Genomic DNA, 25,729 nt, shown 5'->3' with positions numbered 1-25,729 from the left:
CGCGGCCGTGGCGTTGACCACAGCGCCCACCCCACCCCGCCCCTTCCGCTTCCCCCTCCGGGACGGCATCCGTGCTGGTCACAGCGGTGTACGGGGGCGCAGGTGGCACTCCGCACCGGGCTGTCCGCAATGCGGACAGCCGTCCCGGACCGTGGCACCCGTCTGTTTTACTGATCCGCATGACCACGACGAGCAGCCGCACCTGTGCGACCGAGGCGAGCAACATGACGCCCGGTGCTCGTTGTATGTGTCGAATGCACCGCTGAGGGCCCCCGCCACGAGACTCGCGCCCCGAAGCGAGTCCGCGGGCTGCTCCGCCGCCGTGCCCCGCACGGCCGTGCCCCGAGCCGAGCCCGCGTGTCCCGAGGCCGCGCCGCGCCCCCGTGCGCGCCGCCGCCCGGAGCCACCCCCGAGACCCGAGCAGCGCGCCCCGCCGTGGGTGCGCCGTGCCCGCCCGCGCCCGCGGCGGACACCCTGAGAGCGATGGAACCCACGTGATCACAGTCAAGGACCTGAAGAAGGTCTACCGCACCCGCGGACGCGAGACCGCCGCACTGGACGGCGTCGACCTGCGTGTACGCGAGGGCGAGGTCTTCGGCGTCGTCGGCCGCAGCGGCGCCGGCAAGTCCACCCTCATCCGCTGCATCAACCTCCTGGAGCGCCCCGACTCCGGCACCGTCACGGTCGCGGGCCAGGACCTCACGGCCCTGACCGGCCGCGAGCTGCGCGCCGCCCGTACCCGTATCGGCATGATCTTCCAGCACTTCAACCTGCTGAGCGCCCGCACCGTGCAGGACAACGTCGAACTGCCGCTGGAGATCCTGGGCCTGTCGGGGCAGGAGCGCGCTCGCAAGGCGCTCGACCTCCTCGACCTCGTCGGCCTCGCCGACCGCGCCAAGGCGTACCCCGCGCAGTTGTCCGGCGGCCAGAAGCAGCGCGTCGGCATCGCCCGCGCGCTCGCCGGCGACCCGCAGGTGCTCCTCTCCGACGAGGCCACCTCCGCGCTCGACCCCGAGACCACCCGCTCCGTCCTGGAGCTGCTGCGCGAGCTCAACCGCGAACTCGGCCTGACCGTCCTGCTCATCACCCACGAGATGGACGTCGTCAAGGCCGTCTGCGACTCCGCCGCCCTGATGCGCTCCGGCCGCATCACCGAGTCCGGCACCCTCGACGAGCTGCTGGCCACCCCGGGCTCCGAGATCGCCGCCCAGCTCTTCCCCGTCGGCGGCGAGGCGTACGGCAGCGAGAGCACGATCGTGGACATCACCTTCCACGGCGACACGGCAAGCCGCCCGGTGATCTCCCACCTGTCCCGTACGTACAACCTCGACGTGTCGATCCTCGGCGCGGCCATGGACACCGTCGGCGGCCGGCAGGTCGGCCGGATGCGGATCGAGCTGCCCGGCCCGTACGAGTCGAACGTCGTCCCCCTGGGCTTCCTGCGCGAGCAGGGCCTGCAGATCGACCCGGTCGGCGTCGACGCCGCCGACCTGCCCGCCCTGGAGAGTGCCAAGTGAGCTGGACCGAGATACGCCCCGAGCTGCTGACCGGGCTCTGGGAGACGCTGGCCATGGTCGGCTGGGCGGCGCTCGTCGCCGTCGTCGTCGGCACCCCGCTGGGCGTGCTGCTGGTCCTCACCGACCGCGGCCGACCGCTGCAGAACGTCCTCGTCAACAGGGTCATCGGGCTCGTCGTGAACGTCGGCCGCTCGCTGCCGTTCATCATCCTGCTGCTGGCGCTGACCGCGTTCACCCGCGCGCTGGTCGGCACGTCCATCGGCCTCAAGGGCGCCATCGTGCCCCTGGCGATCAGCGCCATCCCCTTCTTCGCCCGGCTGGTCGAGACCGCGGTACGTGAGGTCGACGCCGGGCTGGCCGAAGCCGTGCAGTCGATGGGCGGCAGCACCTGGACCGTGGTCGTCAAGGCGCTGCTGCCGCAGGCGCTGCCGTCCCTGGTCGCGGGCCTGACCACCACCGTCATCGCCCTCGTCGGCTACTCCGCCATGGCCGGCGCCGTCGGCGGCGGCGGCCTCGGCGACGTCGCCATCCGCTACGGCTACCAGCGCTACGAGGGCGACGTCATGCTCGTCACCGTCGTGCTGCTCGTCGTCCTCGTCAACGCCGTCCAGTTGATCGGCGACTTCTTCGTCCGCAGCCTCGGTGATCGCAGCACCCGCAGCGCCGCCTACCTGCGCATCTCCCGCCCCGCACGGGCCGGGGTGACCGCGGTCGCGGGCGTCGCGCTCGTCGGCTCGCTCACCGTGGGCACCGTCAACCTCACCTCCGAAGGCGGCGACGGCGGCGCGAACACCCTCACCGTGGCCGCGACGCCCGCGCCGCACGGCGAGATCCTGACCTTCGTCAAGGACAACCTCGCCGCGGACGCCGGGATCGACCTGCGCATCCGCGAGTTCACCGACTACGTCAAGCCCAACGAGGCCGTCGCCAACGGCGAGGTCGACGCCAACTTCTTCCAGCACACCCCGTTCCTGGACGACTACAACGACAAGAACGGCACCGACATCGTCCCGACGGTCGGCGTGCTGGTCGAACCGCTCGGCCTCTACTCCGAGGAGGCGGACGACGTCTCGGGCATCGGCAGCGGCGACACGGTCGCCGTACCGAACGACACCACCAACATGGGCCGCGCCCTCCACCTCCTCGACGCCGAAGGTCTCGTCGAGCTGAAGGACGGCACCGGACTCAACGCCACCCTCGCCGACATCGCCGACGACCGCGGCCTGGACATCCGGGAGCTCGAAGCGGCCCAGACGCCGCGGGCGCTCCAGGACGTCGACGCCGCCGTGATCAACGGCAACTACGCCATCGACTCCGGCCTCGACCCGAAGTCGGACGCCATCGCGCTGGAACAGGCCGAGGGCAACCCGTACGTCAACATCCTCGCCGTACAGGCGGACGACGCGGACGACCCGGAGATCGAGAAGCTCGGCGAGCTGCTCAACTCGCCGGAAACCAAGGCGTTCATGGAGAAGGAGTTCCCCTCGTCCGTACCGGTGTTCGGTCCGGTGGGCTGAGCCGTGGCATATCCGCCGCCGGATGCTGCATGCTGTCCGAGTCAGCTCGTCATCGGTCCACGCACTCGGAGAAGCGCATGTCATCCACCTTCCCGGACGTCTCCCTCAGCACGGACCGGCTGGTGCTCCGCCCGTTCGACGAGGAGGACGTGCCGGCGCTGACGGAGATGATGAACGACGAGGCCGTCACCGCGTGGACGCAGGCGCCGCACCCGTACACCCGGGACGACGCCTACGACTGGGTGACGCGCGTAGCCCCGGCCGAGCGCACCGGCGGCCGGGGCATCGTCTTCGCGGTCTCGGAGTTCCTCACCCAGCGGCTGGTCGGCGTCGTCCACCTGAGACGGACCGACTGGCGCACGCTGGCCGCGGAGGTCTCGTACGTCGTCGCCCCCTGGGCGCGCGGCGAGGGATACGCCGCGGAGTCGGTGCTCGCCGTCGCGCGCTGGCTCTTCGACGTGCAGAAGTTCGAGCGCCTGGAGCTGCGCACGGCCGCGGACAACACCGCGGCGCAGCAGGTGGCGCAGAAGCTCGGCGGCATCAGCGAGGGCGTCCTGCGCAACGCCTGGATAGCGCGCACCCGCACCGAGGACGGCGGCTGGACGGACATCCGCACCGACCTCATCGTCTGGAGCCTGCTGCCGGAAGACCTGGATCCGGACGGCGGGAGTAGTGTGCTCTGACGCTCCCTTACCTCCGGCCCCGGCCTCCGGCGCGCCCGCGCGTGGACGGCACGTACGCTACGGGCGTGCCCTTCGGGGGCCGGGAGCGGGTGCCGGCGGGCCGGCGCACCCCCCAGTCGACGACCAGGAGAAGAGTGAGCGATGGCGGACCGGGTCACCGTGATCGGGTGGGACGGTTCACCGCTGACCGAGGCGGCGCTCGGCGCCCTCGGCGCGGCCAGCCTCGTGGCCGGGGCGGCGCACCACCTCACCCTGCCCGAGGTGCCGCCGGGCGCCGAGCGGATCCGGCTGGGCAGCGTGGGCCTCGCGGCCCGCAGGATCGCCCGGCACCGCGGCACGGCGGTGGTCATCGCCGACGGCGACCCGGGCTTCTTCGGCGTCGTACGCACCTTGCGCGACCCCGAACACGGCCTGGAGGTCGAGGTGCTGCCGGCGGTCTCGTCCGTCGCCGCCGCCTTCGCCCGCGCCGGGATGCCGTGGGACGACGCGCAGGTCGTCGTCGCGCACGAGCGCAACCTGCGCCGGGCCGTGAACGTCTGCCGGGCGCACCCCAAGGTCGCCGTCCTCACCTCGCCGGGCGCGGGACCCGCCGAACTCGCCCTGCTGCTGCGTGACGTCCACCGGACCTTCGTCATCTGCGAGGAACTGGGCGGCGCGCACGAGCGTGTGACGGTGCTCACGTCCGACAAGGTGGCCGAGCACGTGTGGCGCGACCCGAACGTGACGCTCGTCATCGGCGGCGGCATCGGCGCGGGCGCCGGGCCGACGACCGCGGGGGGCGCCGCCGCGCCCGCCGCCGGCGGCTGGCTCGCCGGGCACGACGCGGGCTACCCGCCCCCGGTGCGCGGCTGGAGCCTGGCCCCCGCGGAGTACGGCGCCGCGCCCGACGAGGGCGAGGCGCCGCACCTGCGCGCCGTCCAACTCGCCCGGCTCGGGCCCCGGCAGGGCGACCTGGTGTGGGACATCGGCGCCGGCAGCGGCGCGGCGGCGGTCGAGGCCGCCCGCTTCGGCGCCGCGGTCATCGCCGTCGACCGCGACCCCGACGCCTGCGCCCGCGCCTCGGCCGCGGCCCGCCGCTTCGGAGTGCTGCTGCAGACCGTCCACGGCACCGCCCCCGGCGTGCTCAACGACCTGCCGGAGCCGGACGTCGTCCGGGTCGGGGGCGGCGGCGCGGCGGTCGTCGCGGAGTGCGCGGCCCGGCGGCCGGAGCGGATCGTCGCCCACGCCCGCACCAGGGACGGCGCGGAGGAGGTCGTACGGGCCCTCACGGACGCCGGATACGCCGTGGAGTGCTCGCTGCTGCAGTCCGTCGACCTCGACCCGCAGGCCCCCGCGGACGCGGGTTCCGGTGCCGGGTGGCGGGAACGGGAGCGCACGGTCGTGTTCCTGGTCGCGGGGAGCCGCGCGGGCTGAGCCTCCGGTGCGCCACGGGGTGCGCGCGGTGCGTACGACGCGCTCCGGGCGCGCGGGAGGCGTGCGCCGGGTGCTCCCCGGGATGCACCGGACGGCATCCGCGGGGCTCGACCCCAGCCGGACTCGCGTGCGGATTACGGGTAGGCTGGCCGACTGTTGTGCCGTGACTCGGTGTTCGTTGCAGCGTGGCCGAATGCCGGTAATGTCCGGGGGTCTTGTCGCAGTTGTCGGGAACGTAAACCCCGCGGGTGGTCGTGCCGCCGGGCGGGGTGTGCTCGTTCTAGCTATGGGCGGCCGGTCTGTCCCGCGGGGGGCTGCTGCCGGACGGACGGTCGGAGAAGGAGCTGGAGCGATGGGCGAGGGGTACGGACGCATGACTGACACCGGCAAGCTCCCGGAGGGGCACCAGCCGGGGCCGGACGACGCCGCCGGAGGCCACCACCCCGCTCCCGCGGCGACCCCCGACACCGCCCCGGCGGCGGAGGGCGCGGCGGACGACGACGACTTCCTGTTCCTGCCCGGCGCGCAGGGCGCCTGGACCGACCCGAGGGTCCCCGCCCCCGCCGGTGCGCACAGCGCGGCCGCGGCGGGCGGCGCGGAGCCGGCCACGGGCGCGCAGCGGCGTCCGCTGCACATGGGCCCGCCGGTGCCGGAGCCGGCCGGGGGAGTGGTGCGCTCGCTCGCGGACCGCGGTCCGGCGAGCGGTTCGGTGGACACCCGGGAGGCGGTCGCCGCCGCCGACGCCGCGAACGCGGCGGCTGACGCGGGCGGTACGGGCGCCGGTTCACCGGCGCAGGGCACGGGCGAGACGCCGCGGCCGGCCGCGGACTCCGCGCAGGCCGAGCAGGCGAACCGGACAGGGCAGACCGGACAGGCGGAACAGGCCGAACGGACTGGGCAGTCCGCGCAGAACGCCGCCGCGGGACCTGGCACCGCCGCGGGTGCCGAGCAGGGTGCGCCCGCCGGACCGGCAGCGGCACCGAGTGCCGTGGCGGATCAGGGCGCTCCGGCGCCGGGCAGCGCGGGCCAGGAGACGACGGCCGGTGGGCAGCAGACCGTAGAGCAGGCTGCCGAGCAGGGCGGGAGCGCGCCGGGCGGGCCCCCCGCCGACCGGGCCGCGGCCGCGCCGGGGCAGCCGGTGCAGACCGGGGTGGGTTCCGTACCGAAGCAGGTGGCGGGGGCGGGCGGCCAGGCGCCGCAGCCGCCGGTACGCACCCCGGGGCCGCCCACGGTCGGCCCGGAGTACCTGGACGTCACCCGGGTCGGCGCAACTCACCTGCCTGGCCCGCAGCTCGGCGAGATCCCGCCCGCGCCCGCGGGCTGGACGACGGTGTCGCAGGCGAACGGCGAGACGCTCGCCCAGGTGCAGCCCCGGGAGGTCGGCGGCGAAGCCCCGGCCCCCGGCACGGAGGCGGCCCCCGCGCACGACGGCGCCACGGCCGCGGCCCCGTCCGGCGCGACGACCGCGCAGAACGTGCCGGCCGCGAACGGCGAACCGGCCACGGCGGTGCAGACCGCGGGCGGTGCGCCCGCACCGGCCCCCGTGGACGCGGCGCAGGCCGCCGTCCGCCGGGCGGCGGCCTCCGCGGGCGCGTCGCTGGGCCGCGGCATCTCCACCAACGGCGCTGCCGCGAACGGCGGGAACGGTGCCACAGGACCGCAGCCCGCGGACGCGGACGCGACCCACGTGCGGCAGCCCGTCAACGGCACGGCGCAGCCCGCGGACGCGGCCGCCGCCACGGCGCAGGCGCAGCCGAACCAGGCGGGCCCGGACGGGCAGCCCGACGCGGCGGCGACCGTGGGCGACGCGCGGACCGGAGGCGGTGCCCCCGCGGCCGGTGCCGCCCAGTCCGCCGACGGGACCGCGGGCCAGGCGCCGGGCGGTCACACCGCGGACGGGTCCGCGATGCCCGCAGGCACCGCCGGGCCGGGCGAGCGGGAGGGCGTCGCCGAGGGGCAGTCGCGGGCCGTCGGCTCCGCGGGTGCGCCCGCGGAGCCCGCCGGGAAGAACGGCCAACCGGCCACCGGTGCCGCCGGGCCGGGAGGGCCGGGCGGCGCTGCCGCGGCGCAGGCGCCGAGCGGCCATGCCGTGAACGGGTCCGCGCCGCACGCCGTACCGGCCGGCCCCGAGGGCTCCGCTGCGCCCCAGGGGCAGGGCGCGCAACCCGTGAACGGGACCGTGCCGCACGCCGTCCCCCCAGTCGAGTCCCCCGACGGTGTGGCGGCGCAGACCGCCGCCTCGGACGGACCCGGGACCGCGCCGCAGACCGGTGGCAACTCCCAGGCGCCGGCCGCCGGTCAGGGCGACTCCGCCACCGGGGACCGGCCCGCGGACGGGGTGGTCCTCCACGCTGTACCCGGCAACGACACCGCGGCCCAGGCCGCGGACGGCGGCGCGGTCCGTACCGCCGAGCAGACGGCCCCGGACCGGCCGGCCGCTGCCGCACAGGCGGACGCACAGGCGGATGTGCAGAGTGGCGGCGACTCCGCCGCCCGGCAGGACTGTCAGGGCGACGCCGCCGCACAGCAGTCCGTGGACGGGGCCGTGCTCCACGCCGTGGCCAACGGGCAGCCCGTCAACGGTGCCAAGGCGCGGGCGGCGAACGGCCAGGCCGTGCCCGGTGGGCAGCCCGCCGTCCCCGCGGCGCGGACCGCGAGCGACGAAGCCGCCGCGGCCGGCGCCGTGCACGCCGCCGCAGGTGGGCGGCGCGGCGTTTCGCTGGGGGTCCAGAACGGCGCCCAGGCCGCCCCCTCCGTGGACGCCGCGGCCGACTCGCCGTCCGAGGCCCAGCCCGCGGGCGACGGCGTGCAGCGCACCGCTGCCCCCGTGACGCAGATCCGCGGCCGGCGGCGGCGCGGCACCGCCGTGAGCGCGCCGGTCGCCGCCGCGGCAGGCGACGCGCAGGCGGCCCAGGACACCGCGGCGGCGCCCGCCGCCTCCGTACCGACGCAGGCCGCTGGGCCCCAACCCGCCCCCGCGGACGAGGCGTCGGCCACCCCGGCGCCAGCCGCCGAGGCCGCACCCGCGGCCGGCGCACCGGCCGCCGCCGCTCCCGTACCGGAAGCACCCGCCGCCCCCGAGGCTGAAGCCCCCGCCCCCGAAGTCCCCGCCGCCGAAGCCCCCGCGGCCGACGCGCCCGCCGTTCCCGCGGACGAGCCCGCCGCCCCCGGCTTCGCCGACGCCGAGCGGGCCGCCGTCCACCGCGTCATGCGCGAACGCCGCGACATCCGCAACGGCTTCCGCTCCGACCCCGTACCGCACGAGGTGCTGCTCCGCGTCCTGGAGGCCGCCCACACCGCCCCCAGCGTCGGCCACTCCCAGCCCTGGGACTTCGTCGTCATCCGCTCCGAGGAGACCCGGCACCGGATGCACGAGCTGGCCGCCCGCCAGCGTGAGGCGTACGCGAAGAGCCTGCCCAAGGGCCGCGCGAAGCAGTTCAAGGAGCTGAAGGTCGAGGCGATCCGGGACACCCCGGTGAACATCGTCGTCACCGCCGACCCCACCCGCGGCGGCCGGCACACCCTCGGCCGGCACACCCAGCCGCAGATGGCCCCGTACTCCTCCGCGCTCGCCGTCGAGAACCTCTGGCTCGCCGCCCGCGCCGAGGGCCTCGGCGTCGGCTGGGTCAGCTTCTTCGACGAGCGCGAGCTGGTCCGCGAGCTGGATCTGCCGGAGCACCTGGACGTCGTGGCGTACCTCTGCATCGGCTACGTCGACGAGTTCCCCGACGAGCCGGAGCTGGTGCAGGCCGGCTGGTCGAAGCGGCGCCCGCTGTCCTGGGTCGTCCACGAGGAGAGCTACGGCCGCCGTGCGCTGCCCGGCGCCGACCCGCACGACCTGCTCGCCGAGACCCTGGAGGGCATCCGCCCGCTGGACGCCAAGGCGCTCGGCGAGGCGTGGGAGCGGCAGAAGCGGATGACGAAGCCGGCCGGCTCGCTCGGCATGCTGGAGATCATCTCCGCGCAGCTCTGCGGCCTGTCCCGCAAGTGCCCGCCGCCGGTGCCGGAGCCCGCGGCCGTCGCGGTCTTCGCCGGCGACCACGGCGTGCACGCGCAGGGCGTGACGCCCTGGCCGCAGGAGGTCACGGGCCAGATGGTCGCCAACTTCCTCGGCGGCGGGGCCGTCTGCAACGCCTTCGCCACCCAGGTCGGCGCCGAGGTGTGCGTCGTGGACGCCGGGATCGCGGCGGACCTGCCCGCCACCGCGGGCCTCGTACCGCGCAAGGTGCGCAAGGGGACCGCCGACATGACCGCGGGCCCCGCGATGACGCGCGAGGAGGCGCTGCGGGCCGTCGAGGTCGGCATCGAGACCGCCCGGGACCTGGTCGCGGCGGGCAACAAGGCGCTGCTGACCGGCGAGATGGGCATCGCGAACACGACCGCGTCCGCCGCGATCATCGCCGTCTTCACCGACTCCGAGCCCGCCGACGTGACCGGCCGCGGCACCGGCATCGACGACGAGACGTACGACCGCAAGGTCGACGCCGTCCGCCGCGCGATCGAGGTCAACCGCCCCGACCCGGCCGACCCGATCGGCGTGCTGGCCGCGGTCGGCGGCCTGGAGCACGCCGCGCTCGTCGGCTACATCCTCGCCGGCGCCTCGCTGCGCACGCCCGTCGTCCTGGACGGGGTGAGCGCGGGCGCGGCGGCGCTGGTCGCCCGCGCGGTGGCGCCGGAGGCGCTGGCCGCGTGCATCGCGGGCCACCGCAGCCCCGAGCCGGGGCACGCGGCGGCGCTGACGAAGCTGGGGCTGCGCCCGCTGATCGACCTCGACCTGCGCCTCGGCGAGGGCACCGGCGCGCTGCTGGCGCTGCCGCTGGTGCAGAGCGCGGCGCGGGCGATGCACGAGGTGGCGACGTTCGACGCGGCGGGCGTGACGGAGAAGGGCTGAGCCCGCCGCGCCGGGGCGTCCGCACGGGCGCTCCGGCGTGCGGCGTACGCCCCGGGTGCCCGCGGTCCGCGCCGGGGCGGCCTCCCGTGTACGTCGCGGGCGGGCCCGGGACCGTAGCGCAGGCGTCCGCCGCGGCGGGGCGTCCGCGCAGGCCATAGGGTTGGCGTCGCGGGCCCCGCGCGCCGCGCCCGGCCCGACCGCAGTCCGCGAAGAACCGCCGCTCCAGCGCCGCAGCGGCCGGCACACCGTACGAGGAGCCGCTCCGCCATGTCCCGTCCTCCCGCCCACCCCGCCCCCGGTTCCGACGCGTTCGCGTACCCCGTCGGACTGCGCCTCGCGGGCCGGCGCGTCGTCGTCCTCGGCGGCGGCCAGGTCGCCCAGCGCCGGCTGCCCGCGCTGCTCGCCGCCGGCGCCCGGGTCACGCTCGTCTCGCCGTCCGCCACCCCCTCCGTGGAGGCGATGGCCGACGCCGGGGAGCTGACGTGGGAGCGGCGGCCGTACGAGGACGGGGATCTGGAGGGCGCCTGGTACGCGGTCGTGGCCACCCGCGACCCCGCCGCCAACGCCGCCGCCTCCGCCGAGGCCGAGCGCCGCCGCGTCTGGTGCGTACGCAGCGACGACGCCTCCGCCGCCACCGCCTGGACCCCGGCCACCGGCCGGAGCGAGGGCGTCACCGTCGCCGTGCTCACCGGCAGCGACCCGCGCCGCTCCGCCGCCGTCCGCGACGCCGTCGTGGAGGGCCTGCGCGACGGCACCCTCAGCGCCCCCCACCACCGCACCCGCGCTCCCGGCGTCGCCCTCGTCGGCGGCGGCCCCGGCGACCCGGACCTCATCACCGTCCGCGGCCGCCGGCTGCTCGCCGAGGCCGACGTCGTCATCGCCGACCGCCTCGGTCCCCGCGACCTCCTCGACGAACTGCCGCCGCACGTCCAGGTCATCGACGCCGCGAAGATCCCGTACGGCCGGGCCATGGCCCAGCAGGCGATCAACGACGCGCTGATCCGGCACGCCAAGGCCGGCAGGGCGGTCGTCCGGCTCAAGGGCGGCGACCCGTTCGTCTTCGGCCGCGGCATGGAGGAGGCGGAAGCGCTGGCGCGGGCGGGCGTGGCGTGCACGGTGGTGCCGGGGGTCACCAGCGCGATCAGCGTCCCCGCGGCCGCCGGGATCCCGGTGACCCACCGCGGGGTGGCGCACGAGTTCACCGTCGTCAGCGGCCACGTCGCGCCGGACGACGAGCGTTCGCTCGTGGACTGGCCGGCGCTCGCCCGGCTGCGCGGCACCCTGGTCCTGCTCATGGCCGTGGAGCGGATCGGCGCCATCGCGGAGACGCTCGTACGCGAGGGGCGGGAGCCCGCGACGCCGGTGGCGATCGTGCAGGAGGGCACGACGGCGGCGCAGCGGCGGGTGGACGCGACGCTGGCCACGGCCGCGGCGGCGGTGGAGCGCGAAGGGGTGCGGCCCCCGGCGGTGATCGTCGTCGGCGAGGTGGCGGCCAGGTCCGCCGGCTGACGGCGGGGCGGGCGGCGCTTGGCGACGCACGTCACGTACCCCGGCGTCGGATTTCGGCGCGCGGCACGGCAGGACGTTCCGTGGCAGAACTCCTCACCGTCGACGACCCCGCCGACCCGCGGCTGTCCGACTACGCGAGCCTCACCGACGTCGAGCTGCGCCGCCGCCGCGAGCCGGTGGAGGGGCTGTTCATCGCCGAGGGCGAGAAGGTCATCAGGCGCGCGATCGAGACCGGCTACGAGACGCGCTCCATGATGCTCTCGGCCAAGTGGGTCGACGCGATGCGGGACGTCATCGACGCGCTGCCGGCCCCGGTGTACGTCGTCGACCCCGGGGTGGCCGAGCAGGTCACCGGCTACCACGTGCACCGCGGGGCGCTGGCCGCCATGCGCCGCAAGCCGCTGCCCGACGCCGCCGCGCTGCTGGCGCGCGCCCGCCGCGTCGCGGTGCTGGAGACGGTCAACGACCACACCAACGTCGGCGCCGTCTTCCGCAGCGCCGCCGCCCTCGGCATGGACGCCGTGCTGCTCTCGCCCGACTGCGCGGACCCGCTGTACCGGCGGTCGGTGAAGGTCTCCATGGGCGCCGTCTTCCACGTTCCGTACGCGCGGCTGGCCTCCTGGCCACGCGACCTGGAGACGGTCCGCGAGGCGGGCTTCACCCTCGTCGCCCTCACCCCGGACCCGCGGGCGGTGCCGATCACCGAGGCGGCGCCGGGGCGGCTGCCGCGGGCGGCGCTGATGCTGGGCACGGAGGGCGCGGGGCTGTCGGAGCGGGCGCTGCGGGCGGCGGACCGGTGGGTACGCATCCCGATGTCCAACGGCGTCGACTCGCTCAACGTCGGCGCCGCCGCGGCGGTCGCGTTCTACGCCGTGGCGACGGCCCCCGCCGGGGACTGAACCCGGCCCGGAGCCCGGCCCCCCGCGGGGCCGTGGCCGAAATTCGCCGCGGGGCCGACGCGGACGCGGTGGAACACCACAGCGCGGCGCGCCCCGAGTGATCCACCGGTGGTACTAGAGCGGGCCCTGGCAGCCCTGGGCCGCCGCGATACCGAGCGCGACCAGCAGCGTCACCGTCACGAACACGATCAGCCGCTGGCGCATCAGCCGCGCCCGGTCCGGCGCCGGCCTGCGCTGCGGCGCGGGCTTGCGCGGGGCCGACGCGGCCCCCTCGCGCGGCCCGCTCCGCGACACGTGCGCCCGCTGCTCCGTCTGCCGCCCGCGGTCCGCGCCCTGCCGGCCGCGCTCCGGCGCCGGAGCCGGTGCCTGCTTGCGAGGCGCACCGCCGCCGCCCGCGCGCTGCCCCGGACGCTGCGCCGCCCCGGGCCGCTGCGCGGGCCCCGGCCGCTGCGGCGCACCCGGTCGTCCCGTGGCGTGCGGTCCCGGGCGCTGCGCGGCGCCCGTACCGGGACCCGGCCGGCCCGCGCCCGTCGCCCGCGGCGCCGGCGGCCGGTGCGCGGCCGTCGGACCCGGGGTCGCACGCTCCGGGGCCGTCCTGCGCGGCGGGGCGGACTCCGGCCCCGGGCCGTGCGCCTCGCGGGCCGCGATCTCCTTCAGCCGCAGCGACAACTGCAGCGTCGAAGGGCGGTCGTCCGGGGTCTTCGCCAGACACGTGCGCAGCAGCGGCGCCAGCGCGTCCGGCACCGCGTCGAGCAGCGGCTCCTCGTGCACGACCCGGTAGAGCATCACCTCGGAACTGCCCTGCCCGAACGGCGAGTCGCCCGTCGTCGCGTACGCGAGCGTGGCGCCCAGCGAGAACACGTCGCTCGCCGGCGTCACCGGCTGCCCGCGCACCTGCTCGGGCGCCAGGAACCCGGGCGAGCCGACCGCCGTGCCGACGTGCGTCAGCGTGGAGGCGCCGGTCGCCCAGGCGATGCCGAAGTCGATGATCCGCGGGCCCTTGGGGGAGAGCAGGATGTTCGACGGCTTCAGGTCGCGGTGCACCACGCCCGCCTCGTGCACGGCGACCAGGCCCTCGGAGAGCGCCGCCCCGATCGCGGCGACCCGCGCCGCGATCAGCGGCCCCTCGTCGCCGACCTTGTCGTGCAGGGAGGGCCCGGGTACGTACTGCGTGGCGAACCACGGCCGGTCCGCGTCCAGATCGGCCGCCACCAGCCGCGCCGTGCAGCCGCCGCGGATCCGCCGGGCAGCGGAGACCTCGCGGGCGAACCGCGACCGGAACTCCTGATCCTCCGCCAGATCCGGCCGGATCACCTTGAGCGCGACCCGCTGGCCGCGCCGGTCGGAGCCCAGGTAGACCACGCCCATGCCGCCCGCGCCGAGCCGCCGGTGGATCCGGAACGAGCCGACGACACGCGGATCCTCCCGACGGAGCCGCATCATCGCCATGCCGTAACCATCCCCGCTGCCCGGTCTGTCTGCCGTGCACAGCTTACGGACTTGACCGCCGCTCGCGCTGGCAGGGCGCCGTGCGGCGGGCCGAATTGTCAGTCCCAGGTGGGATCCTGGAGGTATGGCCGGGCCCAAGTGCGGCCCCTACGAAGGGGGATGCGGGACAGGTGAAGGGCGATCGAGTGGAGATAGTCGTGGACGCCGGGGACACGACGCGGACGTACCAGGTGGTGGCCTCGCGCGCCGGCCGGAGGGTCGAGACGTCGGTGCGCAGGGGCGTGGTCGAGGTGAGCGAGGTGACGCGCAGCGGCTCGGTGGTGCGCACGGCGCGGTTCATGGCCACCAGGGTGCTCGCCCTGGTGGAGCATCCCGTGCCGCGTACGGACGGCGAGGTCCCTCTCGGGGAAGACCCTGGGACGTAGTACGCGGTCTCCACCCATGGGAGTAGCGACTTCGCGCCGCAGTCATCCTCCGGGAGGCCAGGCAATCGATACGCGGGCATGACGACCCGTGCCGATCATTTCCCTAATGTTGTCGTCAAGCGGCGGGCGCAGCACTCGTCCCCCGAGGTCGGACGCCCGCCGCCCCAACACAGGAGTAGCAGCCATGGAGAGAACAGCGGAGCACGCCGCACGGCCCAAGGCCGTCGCAGGGGCGCTCGCCGCGTTCGGCGCACAGCCGTCGGAGCGCAGGCACCCGCTGGTCGCACTCGCGATGGTGCTGCCCCTGGCGATCGTGCTCACCGTCCTCTTCGGCGGGTGGGAAGCGGTCATCACACATGCGTCGTCCGTGGCCGGAATGATGGGGCACTAGCCCCTTCAGGCCCGGGAGAGCGGCCCGGGCCGGGGACAGCCGGCTCAGCCCCGTGGGGACGGGGGTGCGGCGGACGGACGTGTACGCCCGGGCGTCTGGGGAGACGCCCGGGCTACGCGTTTTCCGGGGACGTACGTGACGGGGACACCTGCGGCGCCGCCCGCGGCCGTGAGGCACCTCGCCTCGGCGGTTGCCCGTACCGGTCCCGTCCCGTTCAGGCAGGCCGTCGCGGTACGGGCCTAGGATGAGCCGGTGCGCGTACGCCTCGTCGACCGGCTGGCGGAGCTGAGCCGGGGGGCCGGCGAGCCCGCGGTGATCGTCGACCGCGCGGACGTGACCGTCGTACGCAGCGGGGGCACAGTACTCAAGGCGCACGCCCCGCGCCTCGGCCCCGCCGCCCTCGCCGTCCGGCTGCGGGTGGCCGCGCATCCGCTGCTCGCGGGCATCCTGCTGGCGCCGCTCGGCGGACTGACGGGACCCGTCGACGGCCGGTACGTGAGCCGCTGGCCGTACGGGCCCCCGGTGGCGCCGGACGCCCCGGAGGCGGCGCCGTGGCGGGAGGCGGGGGATCTGATCGCCCGGCTGCACGCGGTGCCCGCGGACCGGCTGCCGGACCCCTTGCCGCCGATGTCGGGACCTGCGAACGCGGCCCGCGCCATAGCGGCCCTCCGCGCGACACTGACCAGCCCTGCGCGCCGCACCCCCGCGCCCCGCGCCCCCGTGGACTCCGCCCCCGCGGACTCCGGCCCGCCGCCGGACCGCACCCGCGCGGCCGCGCCGCCACCGCCCGCACCGGAGCGCGTCCCCGCCCCGGACAGCACCCCCGCCCCGGACCCCGCTCCCGCCGGCCCAGCCCCCGGCCCCCACCCCCACCCCGCCCCCGCGCCGGACCGCGCCGCCGCCGCGGTCGTGCTCCGGGCCTGGGCGCGGCTGCCCGCCTGGGCCCGGGACGACGAGCCCCGCGCCCAGCCCCGCTCCCTCCTCTGCCACGGCGACCTCCACCTCGGTCAACTCGTGCGCCACCCCGCCCCCGACGGCCCCTGGCACCTCATCGACGTCGACGACCTCGGTCTCGGCGAGCCCGCCTGGGACCTCGCCCGGCCCGCCGCCGGCTACGCCACCGGCCTCATCCCCGCCGCCAACTGGGCCGCCTTCCTCGCCGGCTACCGCGCCGCCCGCGGCCCCGCCGTCGCCCCGGGCGACGACCTCTGGCCGCCCGAGGTCGACGTGCCGGCCCGTACCCTCACCGTGCAGCTCGCCGCCCGCGCCCTCGTGGACGCCGCGACGGGGACACGGCCCCTTGACGACACCGACCACGACCTGCTCGCCGCCTGCGCGCGTATCGCCGCGATGGAGGACGGGACGGAGCCGCGCGGCGCATCGTAGGCTGTGCAGCCATGGCCGCCGTCCGTCATCCGTGGCGGCGGAAGAGTTCGAGGAGTTGAGGGCGACCATGCAGTGTCCCAAGTGCCGTGCGCCGATGCAGACGTACAACCGCAACGGCGTGCAGATCGAGCAGTGCAGCGGGTGCCGGGGGATCTTCCTCGACTACGGCGAGCTGGAGACCCTGAGCCGGCTCGAGTCCCAGTGGGCACAGCAGGCCCCGCCGCCCCCGCCGCCGCCCGCGCAGGGCGGCTACCCGCAGCAGGCCCCGGGCTGGGGCGGTGGCCACCACGGCGGCGGCCACCACGGGGGCCACGGTCACTACGGCCACCGCAAGGGCGGCTTCTCCCGCATGCTGTTCTCGTCCTGATCGTCTGACCCACGGTCCGGCCGCGGCCGTACGGCCCCCGCCCGCGGGGGCCGTACGCGCGACCACACGGCGAAGGGCCGGAGCGTCCGCTCCGGCCCTTCTGCTGTGCGCGGTACTGGGATTGAACCAGTGACCTCTTCCGTGTCAGGGAAGCGCTCTCCCGCTGAGCTAACCGCGCGGGCTTTCTGCGGCTAGATACTTCCACGCGCCGACCGCCATCGCAAGTCCATGATCATCGCGTTGCCGTACGGCCCGTGCCACCCGCCGGCGGGCGGGCGGCACGGGCCTGCGGTCACCGGCGAGGGGCCGGTGCCACGGGGCTTTGCGGTCGCGCGCGGACCTGCCGTCGGTCACCCGGGCCGAAGCCGCGGGATCGCCGACGGGCCCTACGCGGTGTGCAGCGTCAGCCCGTAGCGGCCGAGGATCTCGTTGACCGGCTGGTACCAGGTCTCGCCGCCGCCGCTGCAGTTGCCCCAGCCGCCGGACGTGACGCCCTGCGCCTGGTCGCCGCTGATGAACGAGCCGCCCGAGTCGCCGGGTTCCGCGCAGACGCTCGTCTTGGTGAGCTGGTGCACGACGGCGCCGCCGCTGTAGTTGACCGTCTCGTTCTTGGCCAGCAGCGTGCCGCAGTGCCAGCGCGTGGTGGAGCCGGAGCGGCAGATGGAGGCGCCCACCGGGGCCTCCGCGGAGCCGCGGACGAGCTGGTCGGGCACGGTGCCCCAGCCGAGGACCACGGGGACGGTCCACCAGCCGCTGCCGACGCTGACCCAGGCGTAGTCGTTGTCGGGGAAGGACGAGCCCTGGAAGGTGCCGATGTACGAGCGGTCCCAGCCGCTGACTCCCTGGCCGGCGCCGCCGCAGTGGCCCGCGGTGACGAAGCCGCCGTGCACCGAGAAGCCGATGGAGCAGCGGACGTTGCCCGTGTAGTACGGGTCCCCGCCGACGGTGCCGGCGGCGAAGGTGCCCGGCGCCTCGGCGACCGTCCCGACCTCGACGGGGCCGGCGGCGCGGGCCCGTTCGAGGAAGGAGCGGACCGCGGCGTCGCCGCGGTGGCCGGCGACGACGTCGACCCGGACGTTGTTGGCGCGTGCGTCCACGCGCCAACTGGCCACCCCGGCGGGGGCGGACAGCGCGTCCAGGCGCTTCATCGTCGCGTCCAGCCGTGCGCCGCTGTGCTCGACGACGCGCACGTCGGCGCCCGTCGCCCGGACCGCGTCCGCGCGCTGGGTGCCGGTGACGGCGACGGTGAGCCGGCCGCTGTCCGCGTCGAACCAGGAGCCGGCGTACGCGGCACCGGCCGCGCGTTCGGCCTTCTTCTCGGTCTCGCCCGCCCGGCGTTCGTCGGCCAGCCGCTCCCGGGCCTGGTCGGGGGTGAGGCCCAGGTCGCGCTGGAGTGCGCGGGCCAGGCCGGGGGAGAGCTCCTGCGCGGAGTCCGCGCCGGCGGCGGGGGCGAGGGCGGCGGCGCCGCCCCAGGTGCTGAGGAGCAGGAGTGCGGACAGGCCGAGCCTTAATCCGAAGGTGCGTCTCACGTCGGTGACCTTTCTGCGGTTCCCTCTGTCGAGTGGGGGTGGAACACAGATGGTTGAGAGCGCTCTCAGTCGGTGCGCTGCCACCACAGCACGGGCCCGCCTGTTTGTCCAGACCTTTCGCAGGCACCACAAGAGGCCGCCCGGTCCCGCGGGGGACCGGGCGGCCGCGGTGCAACCGCCTCCGGACGTACGCCCCTTCGGGCGCGCCGGGCTAGAACTCCTCGACCGTGTGCGGCAGCAGCGGCGTGCGCAGCGCGGTGTCGAGCGCGTCGGTGGCGCCCGCGGTGTGCTCGGTCGCCAGGCCCGCGCGGACGGCGGCGGCGAGGCTCGTGCCGCCGAGGTAGGCGGCGGACAGGTCGCGGATGTCGACGGTGAGGTCCGGCGCCGCGTCGGTGCTCTCGTACGCGGCCGGGGCGCCGGGCGCGACGGTGAGCCGGAACGTGCCCTCGTTGGCCGGCACCGCCGCGTCGGTCACCGCCAGCACGACGTCCGCCGCGGCGGCCCACGAGCGGCGCCGCAGGGCCGTGCCGGCGTCGAGCAGCCGCACCCACAGCGCGGGGAACGTGCTCGTGACCCGTACCTGGTCGCGGTCGGCGGCGAAGAGCAGCAGCGGGTCGTCGAGCGGGCGGCCCCAGGCGCGTACCGTGCCGGTCAGGTCCAGGGAGGCGAGATAGCGCCACAGGGCCGCGGAAACGGCCGGGGTGTCGGCTTCCAGCTCGTCCAGCCGCACCAGGCCCGAGGTCTCCGGACGGTCGCTGTCGCTGTCCTTCGTGCGGTAGACGGCGTAACCGGCGAGGGGATCGCCGAGGGCGACGACGCGCGGCCGGGAGAAGTCCTCGTCGTCCGGGTCCTGTTCGGCCATCCACTCCTTGGCCCACCACTCCTCGCTGCGCTCGGGCCGGCCGGCGCGCGCGGTGCGAGTGTGGTCGTAGTACGGGCCGAGCAGCGCGGGCGCCGCGGCCGGGTCGACCAGCCGCAATGGCCGTTCGTCGGGGGCGATCCGCAGCCGCAGCGCCTCCCGGGAGTCGATCTCGACGGTGGCGCCGTACGTGCCGGGGCCGAAGCCGAACCGCCCGTAGATCGCGGTCTCCGAGGCCCACAGCGCCGCCATCGGCCAGCCCTCGGCCGGGCAGCGCGCGAACAGCTCGGCGATCATCCCGGAGAGCACCCCGCGGCGCCGGTGCGTCGGCGCGACGGAGACGAACGTCAGGCTGGGACAGGGGAGTTCGGCGCCGGGGACGGCCATCGTGAACGGCAGCGCGGCGACCATGCCGACCAGCGTGTCCGCGTCGTACGCGCCGATGCGCAGGCAGCCCGCCAGGAGTTCGTGATGGCGTTTGCGCAGTTCGTCCTCGGGCTTTTCATGGAAGACCAGATAGGCCAGCTCCTGAGCCCGGTCAATGTCACTTTCGGGTATTTCACGGAACACAATGGCAGCACGGTCGTTCATATTCTGACACTATCTGTCATGACCGATCCCTGCACATCGCTTTCGTGCCAGGTCTCGGACGGGTGCGCCACCGCCGGGCGCCAACGACGAAGGCGACCCATGCGCGCGGCGGGCGCGGGCATGGGTCGCCGTCGGGTGGTGGACGATACTGGGATTGAACCAGTGACCTCTTCCGTGTCAGGGAAGCGCTCTCCCGCTGAGCTAATCGTCCGAGGTGGAGACGGGATTTGAACCCGTGTAGACGGCTTTGCAGGCCGTTGCCTCGCCTCTCGGCCACTCCACCAGCGGGGGTCCGTGAGACCCCCATCGAGCGGACGACGAGATTCGAACTCGCGACCCTCACCTTGGCAAGGTGATGCTCTACCAACTGAGCTACGTCCGCCGGTCGTGCTCCGAAGGCGCCGGTGAGGCGCTTCCGGTAGTCATGAACCTTAGCGGATTCCGGGGCCAGCTCAAATTCGGTTTCGCGCGGGCGTCCGGCCCGCCTCCCGGCCCGCGCCCCGGCCCCCGTCCCCGCCCGCGGGCGTGACCCTGCCGGAGCCCCACCCGCCCCGGGCCCGGTGTCCGCCGGCCGCCATAGACTCGCGGCGTGCCCCGCCTCGCCCCGCTCGCCCGCTTCGGCGGTCTCGTCGCCTCCGACCTGCGCGACGTGACCGACGACCCGGCCGCGCTCGACTCCGCCGGCTGGTGGGCCGTCGTCGCCGGGTACGAGGGCCGGACGGTGTGCGCGCGCTTCGGCGACGTACGCGCGGAGCCGCACCCGCCCGCCGCCCGCGCACACCGCTGGCGCGGCCCCGGCGCCGCGCGCTGGACGACCTCCCTCGACCGCGCCGGCTACGTGGCCGGGGTGCACCGCATAAGGGAGCGCATCGCCGCCGGCGACGTCTACCAGGTCAACCTGTGCCGCGTCCTCACCGCCCCGCTCCCGGGACCCGCCCCGGACGCCGCCGACGTCGACGCCCTCGCCGCCGTGCTCGCCCGCGGCAACCCCGCCCCGTACGCGGGCGTCGTCCGGCTGCCCGCGCACGGCGTCGAGGTCGCCACCGCCTCGCCCGAGCTGTACCTGCGCCGGGCCGGCCGCGCCGTCGAGTCCGGCCCCATCAAGGGCACCGGCCGCACCGCCGCCGACCTGACCGCCAAGGACCGCGCCGAGAACGTCATGATCGTCGACCTGGTGCGCAACGACCTCGGCCGCGTCTGCACCCCCGGCTCCGTCACCGTGCCCGCCCTCTGCGCCGTCGAGGAGCACCCCGGCCTCGTCCACCTCGTCTCCACCGTCCGCGGCGAGCTGGCCCCGGGCGCCGGCTGGGCGGAGCTGATCGGCGCCACCTTCCCGGCCGGATCCATCACCGGCGCGCCGAAGAGCAGCGCGCTGCGGATCATCGACGAGCTGGAGACCGCCCCCCGCGGCCCGTACTGCGGCGGCGTCGGCTGGGTCGACGCCGACCGCGGCACCGGTGAACTGGCCGTCGGCATCCGCACGTTCTGGATCGACCGGGCCGCCTCCTGCGGCCCCGCGCTGCGCTTCGGCACCGGCGCGGGCATCACCTGGGGCTCCGACCCGGAGCGCGAGTGGCGGGAGACCGAGTTGAAGGCATCCCGGCTGCTCGCGGTAGCGTCGGAAGCGGAAGTCACGAGTGAAGGGACCGTACGCCCATGAAGGTCTGGCTCGACGGCGGGCTGCGCGAGGTGGCCGACGCCCGGGTCTCCGTGTTCGACCACGGCATCACCGTGGGCGACGGCGTCTTCGAGACACTGAAGGCCACCGGCGGCACCGCCTTCGCCCTCACCCGGCACCTGGAGCGGCTGGCCCGCTCCGCCCGCGGCCTCGGCCTGCCCGAGCCCGACCTCGACGAGGTGCGCAGGGCCTGTGCCGAGGTGCTGGCCGCGGAGCCCGTGCCGCACGGCAGGCTGCGCATCACGTACACCGGCGGTTCGGCGCCGCTGTCCTCCCACCGCAGCGACCCGGACGACAGCCGTCCCACCCTGGTCGTCGCCCTGGCCGCCGCCGCGCCGCGGCCGGACGAGACGGACGCCGTCACCGTGCCCTGGACGCGCAACGAGCGCGGGGCCGTCGCGGGGCTGAAGACCACCTCGTACGCGGAGAACGTCGTCGCGCTCGCCCGCGCGCACGACGGCGGCGCCAGCGAAGCGCTCTTCGCCAACACCCGCGACCGGCTCTGCGAGGGGACCGGCTCCAACGTCTTCGTCGTCCTCGGCGGCGAGCTGCACACCCCGCCGCTCGCCTCCGGCTGCCTGGCCGGGATCACCCGGCAGTTGGTGCTGGAGTGGACCGGCGCCCGGGAGACGGACCTGCCGTTCTCGGTGCTCGCCGAGGGCAGCGAGGTGGAGGAGGTCTTCCTGACGTCCTCGCTGCGCGACGTCCAGGCCGTACGGCGCCTCGACGGCCGCACACTGCCGGGTGCCCTGGGTCCGGTCGCGGCGAAGGCCATGCAGGTGTTCGCGGAGCGGTCGGCGGCGGACGTCGACCCGTAGGCCCGACCCGTGGAAGGTCCTGGCCACCGGCAGACTCCGCGCGTCCGAGGACGAAGGGGAAGCGATGACGACCCATCTGCGCCCGGCCGGAGCCGAGCGGCGTGAGCCGGGCGGCGGCCGTACGCGCGCCTTCGCCGTGTGCGTCAACGGCCGCCCGGTCGGCGAGGTCGAGCTGACCGCCGACCCGCGCCCCGGCCCCGCCACCGGGCGGGTGCGCACGCTGCGGATCCAGCAGTCCGAGCGCGGCCGCGGCCGGGGCACGGTGGCGGCGCTGGCGGCCGAGGAGGTGCTGCGGGGCTGGGGCTGCCGGGAGATTCTGCTCAGCCTGGACCCGCGCGCGGAGGTCGGCCTGCGGCTGGCCGCGGCGCTCGGCTACACCGAGACGGGCCGGACGATGGCCAAGGAGCTGGCGGCGGCGCCCGAGCTGCCGCCCGGCTCCGCGGTGCGGCCGATGGCGGCGGGCGAGTACCCGGGCTGGCGGGCGGCGGAGGTGGAGTCGTACGCGCGCCGCTGGCTGGACGAGGGGGCGCCGCCCGACGAGGCGCGGAGCCGTGCCGCTGCCGCCCAGGACGCGCTGCTGCCGGCGGGCGCCGCCACGCCGGACGTGGCGCTGCGCGTCCTGGAGCACGACGGGGCGGGGGTGGGCACGATCTGGATCGCGCTGAAGCCGCGGATCGCCACCGGGGGGTACGTCTACGCCGTGACCGTCTCGCCCGAGCACCGGGGGAGGGGCCACGGCCGGACGCTCATGCTCGCCGCGGAGCGCGAGTGCCTGGCGGCGGGGCTGCCCACGCTGGGCCTGCACGTCTTCGCGTGGAACGAGGTGGCGCGGCGGCTGTACGAGTCCCTGGACTACGCGCCCACGGCGTACCACCTGCGCAAGCCGCTGATCTGACCCGGGCGCGGGCCCGCCGCGCCCCGGCCGGGGGCACGGCCCCGGGACCCCGGGCGCCGCCCGGGCGGTGGGCGCTCGCCTCCGGCCCCCGCCTCCGGCCTTCGGCCCCGCAGTCCCGGCCCCGCCTCAGTCCGCCGCGGCCAGCAGCCGGTCCGCGATCTCCTCGATCCGCTCGCGCAGCCCCTCCTGGCTCTTGCCGCCGTCCAGGCGCTCGCCCCCGATGACGTACGTCGGCGTCCCCGTCACCCCGATCGCCTTGCCCTCGGCGACGTCCGCGTCCACGATCAGGAAGTGCCGCCCGTCCACCAGGGACGTCTCCACCTCCGCCGCGTTCAGGTCCAGCTCGCGCGCCGTCTCGACCAGCAGCGGCTCGCCCCGCTTGCCGAACTTCTCCGCCGCGGCCAGCACGGCCTCGACGTACTCCCAGCCCTTCCCCTGCGCGAACGCCTCCTCGGCGGCCTGGGCGCCCGCCATCGCGTGCTGGTGCTTTTCCAGCGGGAAGTGGCGCAGCCGGATGTCGAGCCGGTCCCCGTAGCGCTCCCGCAGCGTGCGCAGGTCGGCGAGCGCCGTCCGGCAGTCCGGGCACTGCAGCTCGCACCACACGTCGAGGACGGGCGCACCGTTCACATCGTTCTCCATGGACGTCAGTCTTCCAGGCCCCGGGGGGTGGCGCCGTCTCGGTCCTGCGGACGACCCGGACCCGGAGATGTCCCCCATGCCGTGCCGCACCATGGCAATCGCGGCGCGTTCCGGTGCACGATGGATGCATGTTCACCACCACGGTCTGCGCCGCGCTCTCCGCGGCGGGGCTCGCGATCGCGCTGTTGACCGCATACCGGCGAAGGTTCCGGCGGGCGACGAAGATCGCTGCCCTGTCGCTGGTGCCCGTCGGCCTGGCCATGGCGGGGCTGGTCAAGCTCGGCGGCAAGGTAGGCAAGGCCACCGGGGACTGGGCTACGGATCTCGTCTTCAAGCCCTCGGTCTGGGGCGGCTTCGGCGTGCTCGCCGTCGCCGTCGTGCTCTGGGTCGCCCAGCGCTTCGCCGGCGAGCGCGCCAAGCGCAAGGCCGGCGGGGGCGCCGCGTCCGCCCCTGCGGCAGCGCCCGCGGCGTCGCAGCCGGCGCTCGGCGGGGGCCGGGCCGGCACGTCGCGCGGTTCTGCGCCGGCGCCGAAGGGGCGCCGGGGCGCCGGCTCCGGGGACGAGGACTTCTCGGACATCGAGGCGATCCTGAAGAAGCACGGAATCTGACGCTACGGGCCCGCCGAACTACCCTGCGCAGCCGCGAAGTCGATCTCTGTCGACAAGAACTGATCATGCGCGGCCGATCTTCGTGAACAGGCCGGGTTTTCCTGGCGTGTTGCCCACTTGGGCATGCCTGCCTGCGCAATTATCTGCGCGAGATGAACGACCACACCCCCGCACCGCGGCCGCCGGCCCCCGCCGAGCCCCGCGGCTGCCTCTTCGCCCTGTCCCAGCCGCCGTTGATGCTCTTCCTCACCGTCGTGGGCGTGCTGATCTTCGGCACCTCGGTCTACGACCTCATCGGCTGGTGAGCGCCGCACCGCCGGCGGCCCCGGCCGCCGCCTTCCCCTCCCCGCTCCCGGTCCCGCCTTTGGCCGCGTCGCCCGTTCCGCTCCCCGCGCCGTTCCCGTTCCCCGTCCCGTTCTCCGCCGCCGCCTCGCGCTGCCGGGCGCGGTACGCCGCCACGTGCAGCCGGTTGCCGCAGGTGCGGCTGGAGCAGTAGCGGCGGGAGCGGTTGCGCGAGTAGTCGACGAAGGCCCGGCCGCAGCCCGGGGCCTCGCAGCGGCGCAGCCGCTCGCGCTCGCCGGCGACGACGAGGAACGCCAGCGCCATCCCGCCGTCCGCGGCCAGGTGTTCGGCCACGGAGGCGCCGGGTGCGAAGTAGTGCACGTGCCACTCGTAGCCGTCGTGGTCCGTGAGCTGCGGCGTGGTGCCGGCGGCGGCCACGATCGCGTTGAGCCGCTCCGCCGCCGCCCGGTCGTCCTCGGCGGCGAAGACGGCCGAGAGGTCGCTCCGTACCGCACGGACCGCGTCCAGATCGGAGCGGCAGAGCGCTTCGAGGCCGCTGATCTCCTGCTCGTCGACGAACCCCTGGAGCGCCCCCACGTCCACGAGTACGTCCCTTTCCTGTCCCCCGTCCCCGGCGTCGGTGTTCAGAAGCGCCACGACGATGTCGAGCGCGCACCGGGTGTCGTGATTGATGAGCACCGTTCCGCTCCCCTGGTCGGGCCGCGCGTTCCCCTGGTCGGTCTGACGCCGACTCTAGCCAAAACGTGACACCGCCGTCGCCCACGGTGGAACGACGGCGGTGCCGTGATGCGGTTGTCCGGTGGGGGGTCCGGCCGTCTCCCCGAGGCTGACGGCTACGGACGGTGAGGTCGTAGGGGCTCAGCTCTCCGCGAGGATGTGCGAGAGCTCGGTGTCGAGGTCGAAGTGGCGTGGCTCCGTCCCGGGCGGCACGGCGGCGTCCGTGCGCTTCAGGAAGGACTCCAGCGCCCTCGCGGGTGCTTCGAGCAGTGCCTCGCCCTCGGGCGAGCTGAGGGCGATGCAGACGACGCCCTGGCCGTGGCTTCTGGATGGCCAGACGCGGACGTCGCCGGTGCCGGTCGGGCGGTGGAGCCCTTCGGCGAGCAGATCGCGGGCGAACACCCATTCGACCGTCTCTTCTGCGCCCGTGTGGAAGGTGGCGTGCACGGCGTAAGGATCCGCGGTGTCGTACCGCAGACCTGCGGGGACAGGCAGGGAAGACTCGCTCGACACAACGAGGCGCAGGTGCAGCTCGCAGCTGACCGTGTGGTTCATAAGCGCCAGGGCCTTTCGCTCAGTGTGCGCTCGGGGATTCGCACGTCGGCGAAGTCGACATGCCACCTACCGGGGCGTTGTAAACCCCTC

The 25,729-nt window shown here is 75.7% G+C and carries 21 protein-coding genes, 4 tRNA genes and 2 pseudogenes; 17 read left to right on the top strand and 10 right to left on the bottom strand.

Annotation, left to right across the window (positions count from 1 at the left end):
* Positions 1-494 precede the first annotated feature (494 nt).
* The 8 genes and pseudogenes from ACFYVJ_RS22400 to ACFYVJ_RS22365 all read left to right on the top strand — a co-directional run bounded on the left by ACFYVJ_RS22400 (position 495) and on the right by ACFYVJ_RS22365 (position 12,429).
* A complete protein-coding gene (locus ACFYVJ_RS22400; RefSeq protein ID WP_388894034.1) occupies positions 495-1,517 on the top strand; it encodes a methionine ABC transporter ATP-binding protein in 1,023 nt (340 codons plus the stop codon).
* A pseudogene (locus tag ACFYVJ_RS22395) lies at positions 1,514-2,233 on the top strand (methionine ABC transporter permease); the annotation flags it as partial. The gene ACFYVJ_RS22400 and the pseudogene ACFYVJ_RS22395, both read left to right, overlap by 4 nt.
* The gene (locus ACFYVJ_RS22390; RefSeq protein ID WP_388894281.1) at positions 2,219-3,034 is read left to right on the top strand and encodes a MetQ/NlpA family ABC transporter substrate-binding protein; all 816 of its coding nucleotides are present in this window, start codon (positions 2,219-2,221) and stop codon (positions 3,032-3,034) included. The pseudogene ACFYVJ_RS22395 and the gene ACFYVJ_RS22390, both read left to right, overlap by 15 nt.
* Before the next feature lie 77 nt (positions 3,035-3,111).
* Entirely contained in the window at positions 3,112-3,717 is a 606-nt protein-coding gene (locus ACFYVJ_RS22385; RefSeq protein ID WP_388894030.1) for a GNAT family N-acetyltransferase, read from the top strand.
* 141 nt (positions 3,718-3,858) lie between these two features.
* On the top strand, positions 3,859-5,130 hold the full coding sequence (cbiE, locus tag ACFYVJ_RS22380) for a precorrin-6y C5,15-methyltransferase (decarboxylating) subunit CbiE (RefSeq protein WP_388894027.1): 1,272 nt from the start codon (positions 3,859-3,861) through the stop codon (positions 5,128-5,130).
* Positions 5,131-5,503: 373 nt separating this feature from the next.
* Positions 5,504-10,021 carry a nicotinate-nucleotide--dimethylbenzimidazole phosphoribosyltransferase gene (gene cobT, locus ACFYVJ_RS22375; RefSeq protein ID WP_388894024.1) on the top strand — a complete coding sequence of 1,506 codons (4,518 nt, stop codon included), beginning with the start codon at positions 5,504-5,506 and terminating at the stop codon, positions 10,019-10,021.
* A 267-nt stretch (positions 10,022-10,288) separates the two neighbouring features.
* Positions 10,289-11,530, top strand: coding sequence for a uroporphyrinogen-III C-methyltransferase (gene cobA / locus ACFYVJ_RS22370; protein WP_388894021.1), 1,242 nt, complete (start codon positions 10,289-10,291; stop codon positions 11,528-11,530).
* A gap of 80 nt (positions 11,531-11,610) precedes the next feature.
* A complete protein-coding gene (locus tag ACFYVJ_RS22365) occupies positions 11,611-12,429 on the top strand; it encodes a TrmH family RNA methyltransferase (RefSeq protein WP_388894018.1) in 819 nt (272 codons plus the stop codon).
* 114 nt (positions 12,430-12,543) lie between these two features.
* On the opposite strand, the gene ACFYVJ_RS22360 is transcribed toward ACFYVJ_RS22365, so the two are convergent.
* A complete protein-coding gene (locus tag ACFYVJ_RS22360; protein ID WP_388894015.1) occupies positions 12,544-13,878 on the bottom strand; it encodes a protein kinase in 1,335 nt (444 codons plus the stop codon).
* 170 nt (positions 13,879-14,048) lie between these two features.
* Between ACFYVJ_RS22360 and ACFYVJ_RS22355 the strand changes: the two genes are divergently transcribed.
* From ACFYVJ_RS22355 to ACFYVJ_RS22340, 4 genes are all read left to right on the top strand, one after another.
* Entirely contained in the window at positions 14,049-14,303 is a 255-nt protein-coding gene (locus ACFYVJ_RS22355) for a hypothetical protein (protein ID WP_047014755.1), read from the top strand.
* A 184-nt stretch (positions 14,304-14,487) separates the two neighbouring features.
* On the top strand, positions 14,488-14,694 hold the full coding sequence (locus ACFYVJ_RS22350) for a hypothetical protein (RefSeq protein ID WP_388894012.1): 207 nt from the start codon (positions 14,488-14,490) through the stop codon (positions 14,692-14,694).
* A gap of 252 nt (positions 14,695-14,946) precedes the next feature.
* Positions 14,947-16,080 (top strand): phosphotransferase family protein, encoded by a 1,134-nt coding sequence (locus tag ACFYVJ_RS22345; protein WP_388894009.1) that lies wholly within the window; start codon positions 14,947-14,949, stop codon positions 16,078-16,080.
* Positions 16,081-16,147: 67 nt separating this feature from the next.
* The gene (locus tag ACFYVJ_RS22340) at positions 16,148-16,447 is read left to right on the top strand and encodes a zf-TFIIB domain-containing protein (protein ID WP_388894006.1); all 300 of its coding nucleotides are present in this window, start codon (positions 16,148-16,150) and stop codon (positions 16,445-16,447) included.
* Positions 16,448-16,553: 106 nt separating this feature from the next.
* Here ACFYVJ_RS22340 and ACFYVJ_RS22335 read toward each other — a convergent pair.
* The 6 genes from ACFYVJ_RS22335 to ACFYVJ_RS22310 all read right to left on the bottom strand — a co-directional run bounded on the left by ACFYVJ_RS22335 (position 16,554) and on the right by ACFYVJ_RS22310 (position 19,808).
* Positions 16,554-16,625 (bottom strand) — tRNA-Val (locus ACFYVJ_RS22335).
* A 208-nt stretch (positions 16,626-16,833) separates the two neighbouring features.
* Positions 16,834-17,976 (bottom strand): S1 family peptidase, encoded by a 1,143-nt coding sequence (locus ACFYVJ_RS22330; RefSeq protein ID WP_388894003.1) that lies wholly within the window; start codon positions 17,974-17,976, stop codon positions 16,834-16,836.
* Positions 17,977-18,187: 211 nt separating this feature from the next.
* Positions 18,188-19,405 carry a GNAT family N-acetyltransferase gene (locus tag ACFYVJ_RS22325; RefSeq protein ID WP_388894278.1) on the bottom strand — a complete coding sequence of 406 codons (1,218 nt, stop codon included), beginning with the start codon at positions 19,403-19,405 and terminating at the stop codon, positions 18,188-18,190.
* A 157-nt stretch (positions 19,406-19,562) separates the two neighbouring features.
* A tRNA-Val gene (locus ACFYVJ_RS22320) sits at positions 19,563-19,637 on the bottom strand.
* Position 19,638: 1 nt separating this feature from the next.
* Positions 19,639-19,709, bottom strand: a tRNA-Cys gene (locus ACFYVJ_RS22315).
* Between the two features lie 26 nt (positions 19,710-19,735).
* Positions 19,736-19,808: transfer RNA gene (locus ACFYVJ_RS22310), tRNA-Gly, on the bottom strand.
* Positions 19,809-20,015: 207 nt separating this feature from the next.
* On the opposite strand from ACFYVJ_RS22310, the gene ACFYVJ_RS22305 reads away from it, so the two are divergent.
* The 3 genes from ACFYVJ_RS22305 (at position 20,016) to ACFYVJ_RS22295 (ending at position 22,817) form a co-directional block, all read left to right on the top strand.
* Positions 20,016-21,086 (top strand): chorismate-binding protein, encoded by a 1,071-nt coding sequence (locus ACFYVJ_RS22305; RefSeq protein ID WP_388894000.1) that lies wholly within the window; start codon positions 20,016-20,018, stop codon positions 21,084-21,086.
* Complete coding sequence (locus tag ACFYVJ_RS22300; protein ID WP_388893997.1) at positions 21,083-21,922, top strand: aminotransferase class IV; 840 nt, start codon at positions 21,083-21,085, stop codon at positions 21,920-21,922. The genes ACFYVJ_RS22305 and ACFYVJ_RS22300 overlap by 4 nt, the downstream gene beginning before the upstream one ends.
* A gap of 64 nt (positions 21,923-21,986) precedes the next feature.
* Positions 21,987-22,817 (top strand): GNAT family N-acetyltransferase, encoded by an 831-nt coding sequence (locus tag ACFYVJ_RS22295; protein ID WP_388893994.1) that lies wholly within the window; start codon positions 21,987-21,989, stop codon positions 22,815-22,817.
* Between the two features lie 126 nt (positions 22,818-22,943).
* Here the strand turns inward: ACFYVJ_RS22295 and ACFYVJ_RS22290 are convergent, their stop codons facing one another.
* Positions 22,944-23,456, bottom strand: a complete 513-nt coding sequence (locus ACFYVJ_RS22290) for a DsbA family protein (protein ID WP_388893991.1) — start codon at positions 23,454-23,456, stop codon at positions 22,944-22,946.
* Between the two features lie 128 nt (positions 23,457-23,584).
* On the opposite strand from ACFYVJ_RS22290, the gene ACFYVJ_RS22285 reads away from it, so the two are divergent.
* A complete protein-coding gene (locus tag ACFYVJ_RS22285; RefSeq protein WP_388893988.1) occupies positions 23,585-24,064 on the top strand; it encodes a hypothetical protein in 480 nt (159 codons plus the stop codon).
* 152 nt (positions 24,065-24,216) lie between these two features.
* The gene (locus ACFYVJ_RS22280; RefSeq protein ID WP_199850565.1) at positions 24,217-24,369 is read left to right on the top strand and encodes a hypothetical protein; all 153 of its coding nucleotides are present in this window, start codon (positions 24,217-24,219) and stop codon (positions 24,367-24,369) included.
* A gap of 118 nt (positions 24,370-24,487) precedes the next feature.
* On the opposite strand, the pseudogene ACFYVJ_RS22275 reads toward ACFYVJ_RS22280, so the two are convergent.
* Positions 24,488-25,045 (bottom strand): annotated as a pseudogene (locus tag ACFYVJ_RS22275) (CGNR zinc finger domain-containing protein); the annotation flags it as partial.
* 180 nt (positions 25,046-25,225) lie between these two features.
* The gene (locus tag ACFYVJ_RS22270) at positions 25,226-25,639 is read right to left on the bottom strand and encodes an SsgA family sporulation/cell division regulator (RefSeq protein ID WP_018836768.1); all 414 of its coding nucleotides are present in this window, start codon (positions 25,637-25,639) and stop codon (positions 25,226-25,228) included.
* Between the last annotated feature and the right edge of the window lie 90 nt (positions 25,640-25,729).

The sequence above is a fragment of the Streptomyces sp. NPDC004134 genome, assembly GCF_042874195.1.
GTDB lineage: Bacteria > Actinomycetota > Actinomycetes > Streptomycetales > Streptomycetaceae > Streptomyces.
This window is presented reverse-complemented; position numbering and strand designations above follow the sequence as displayed.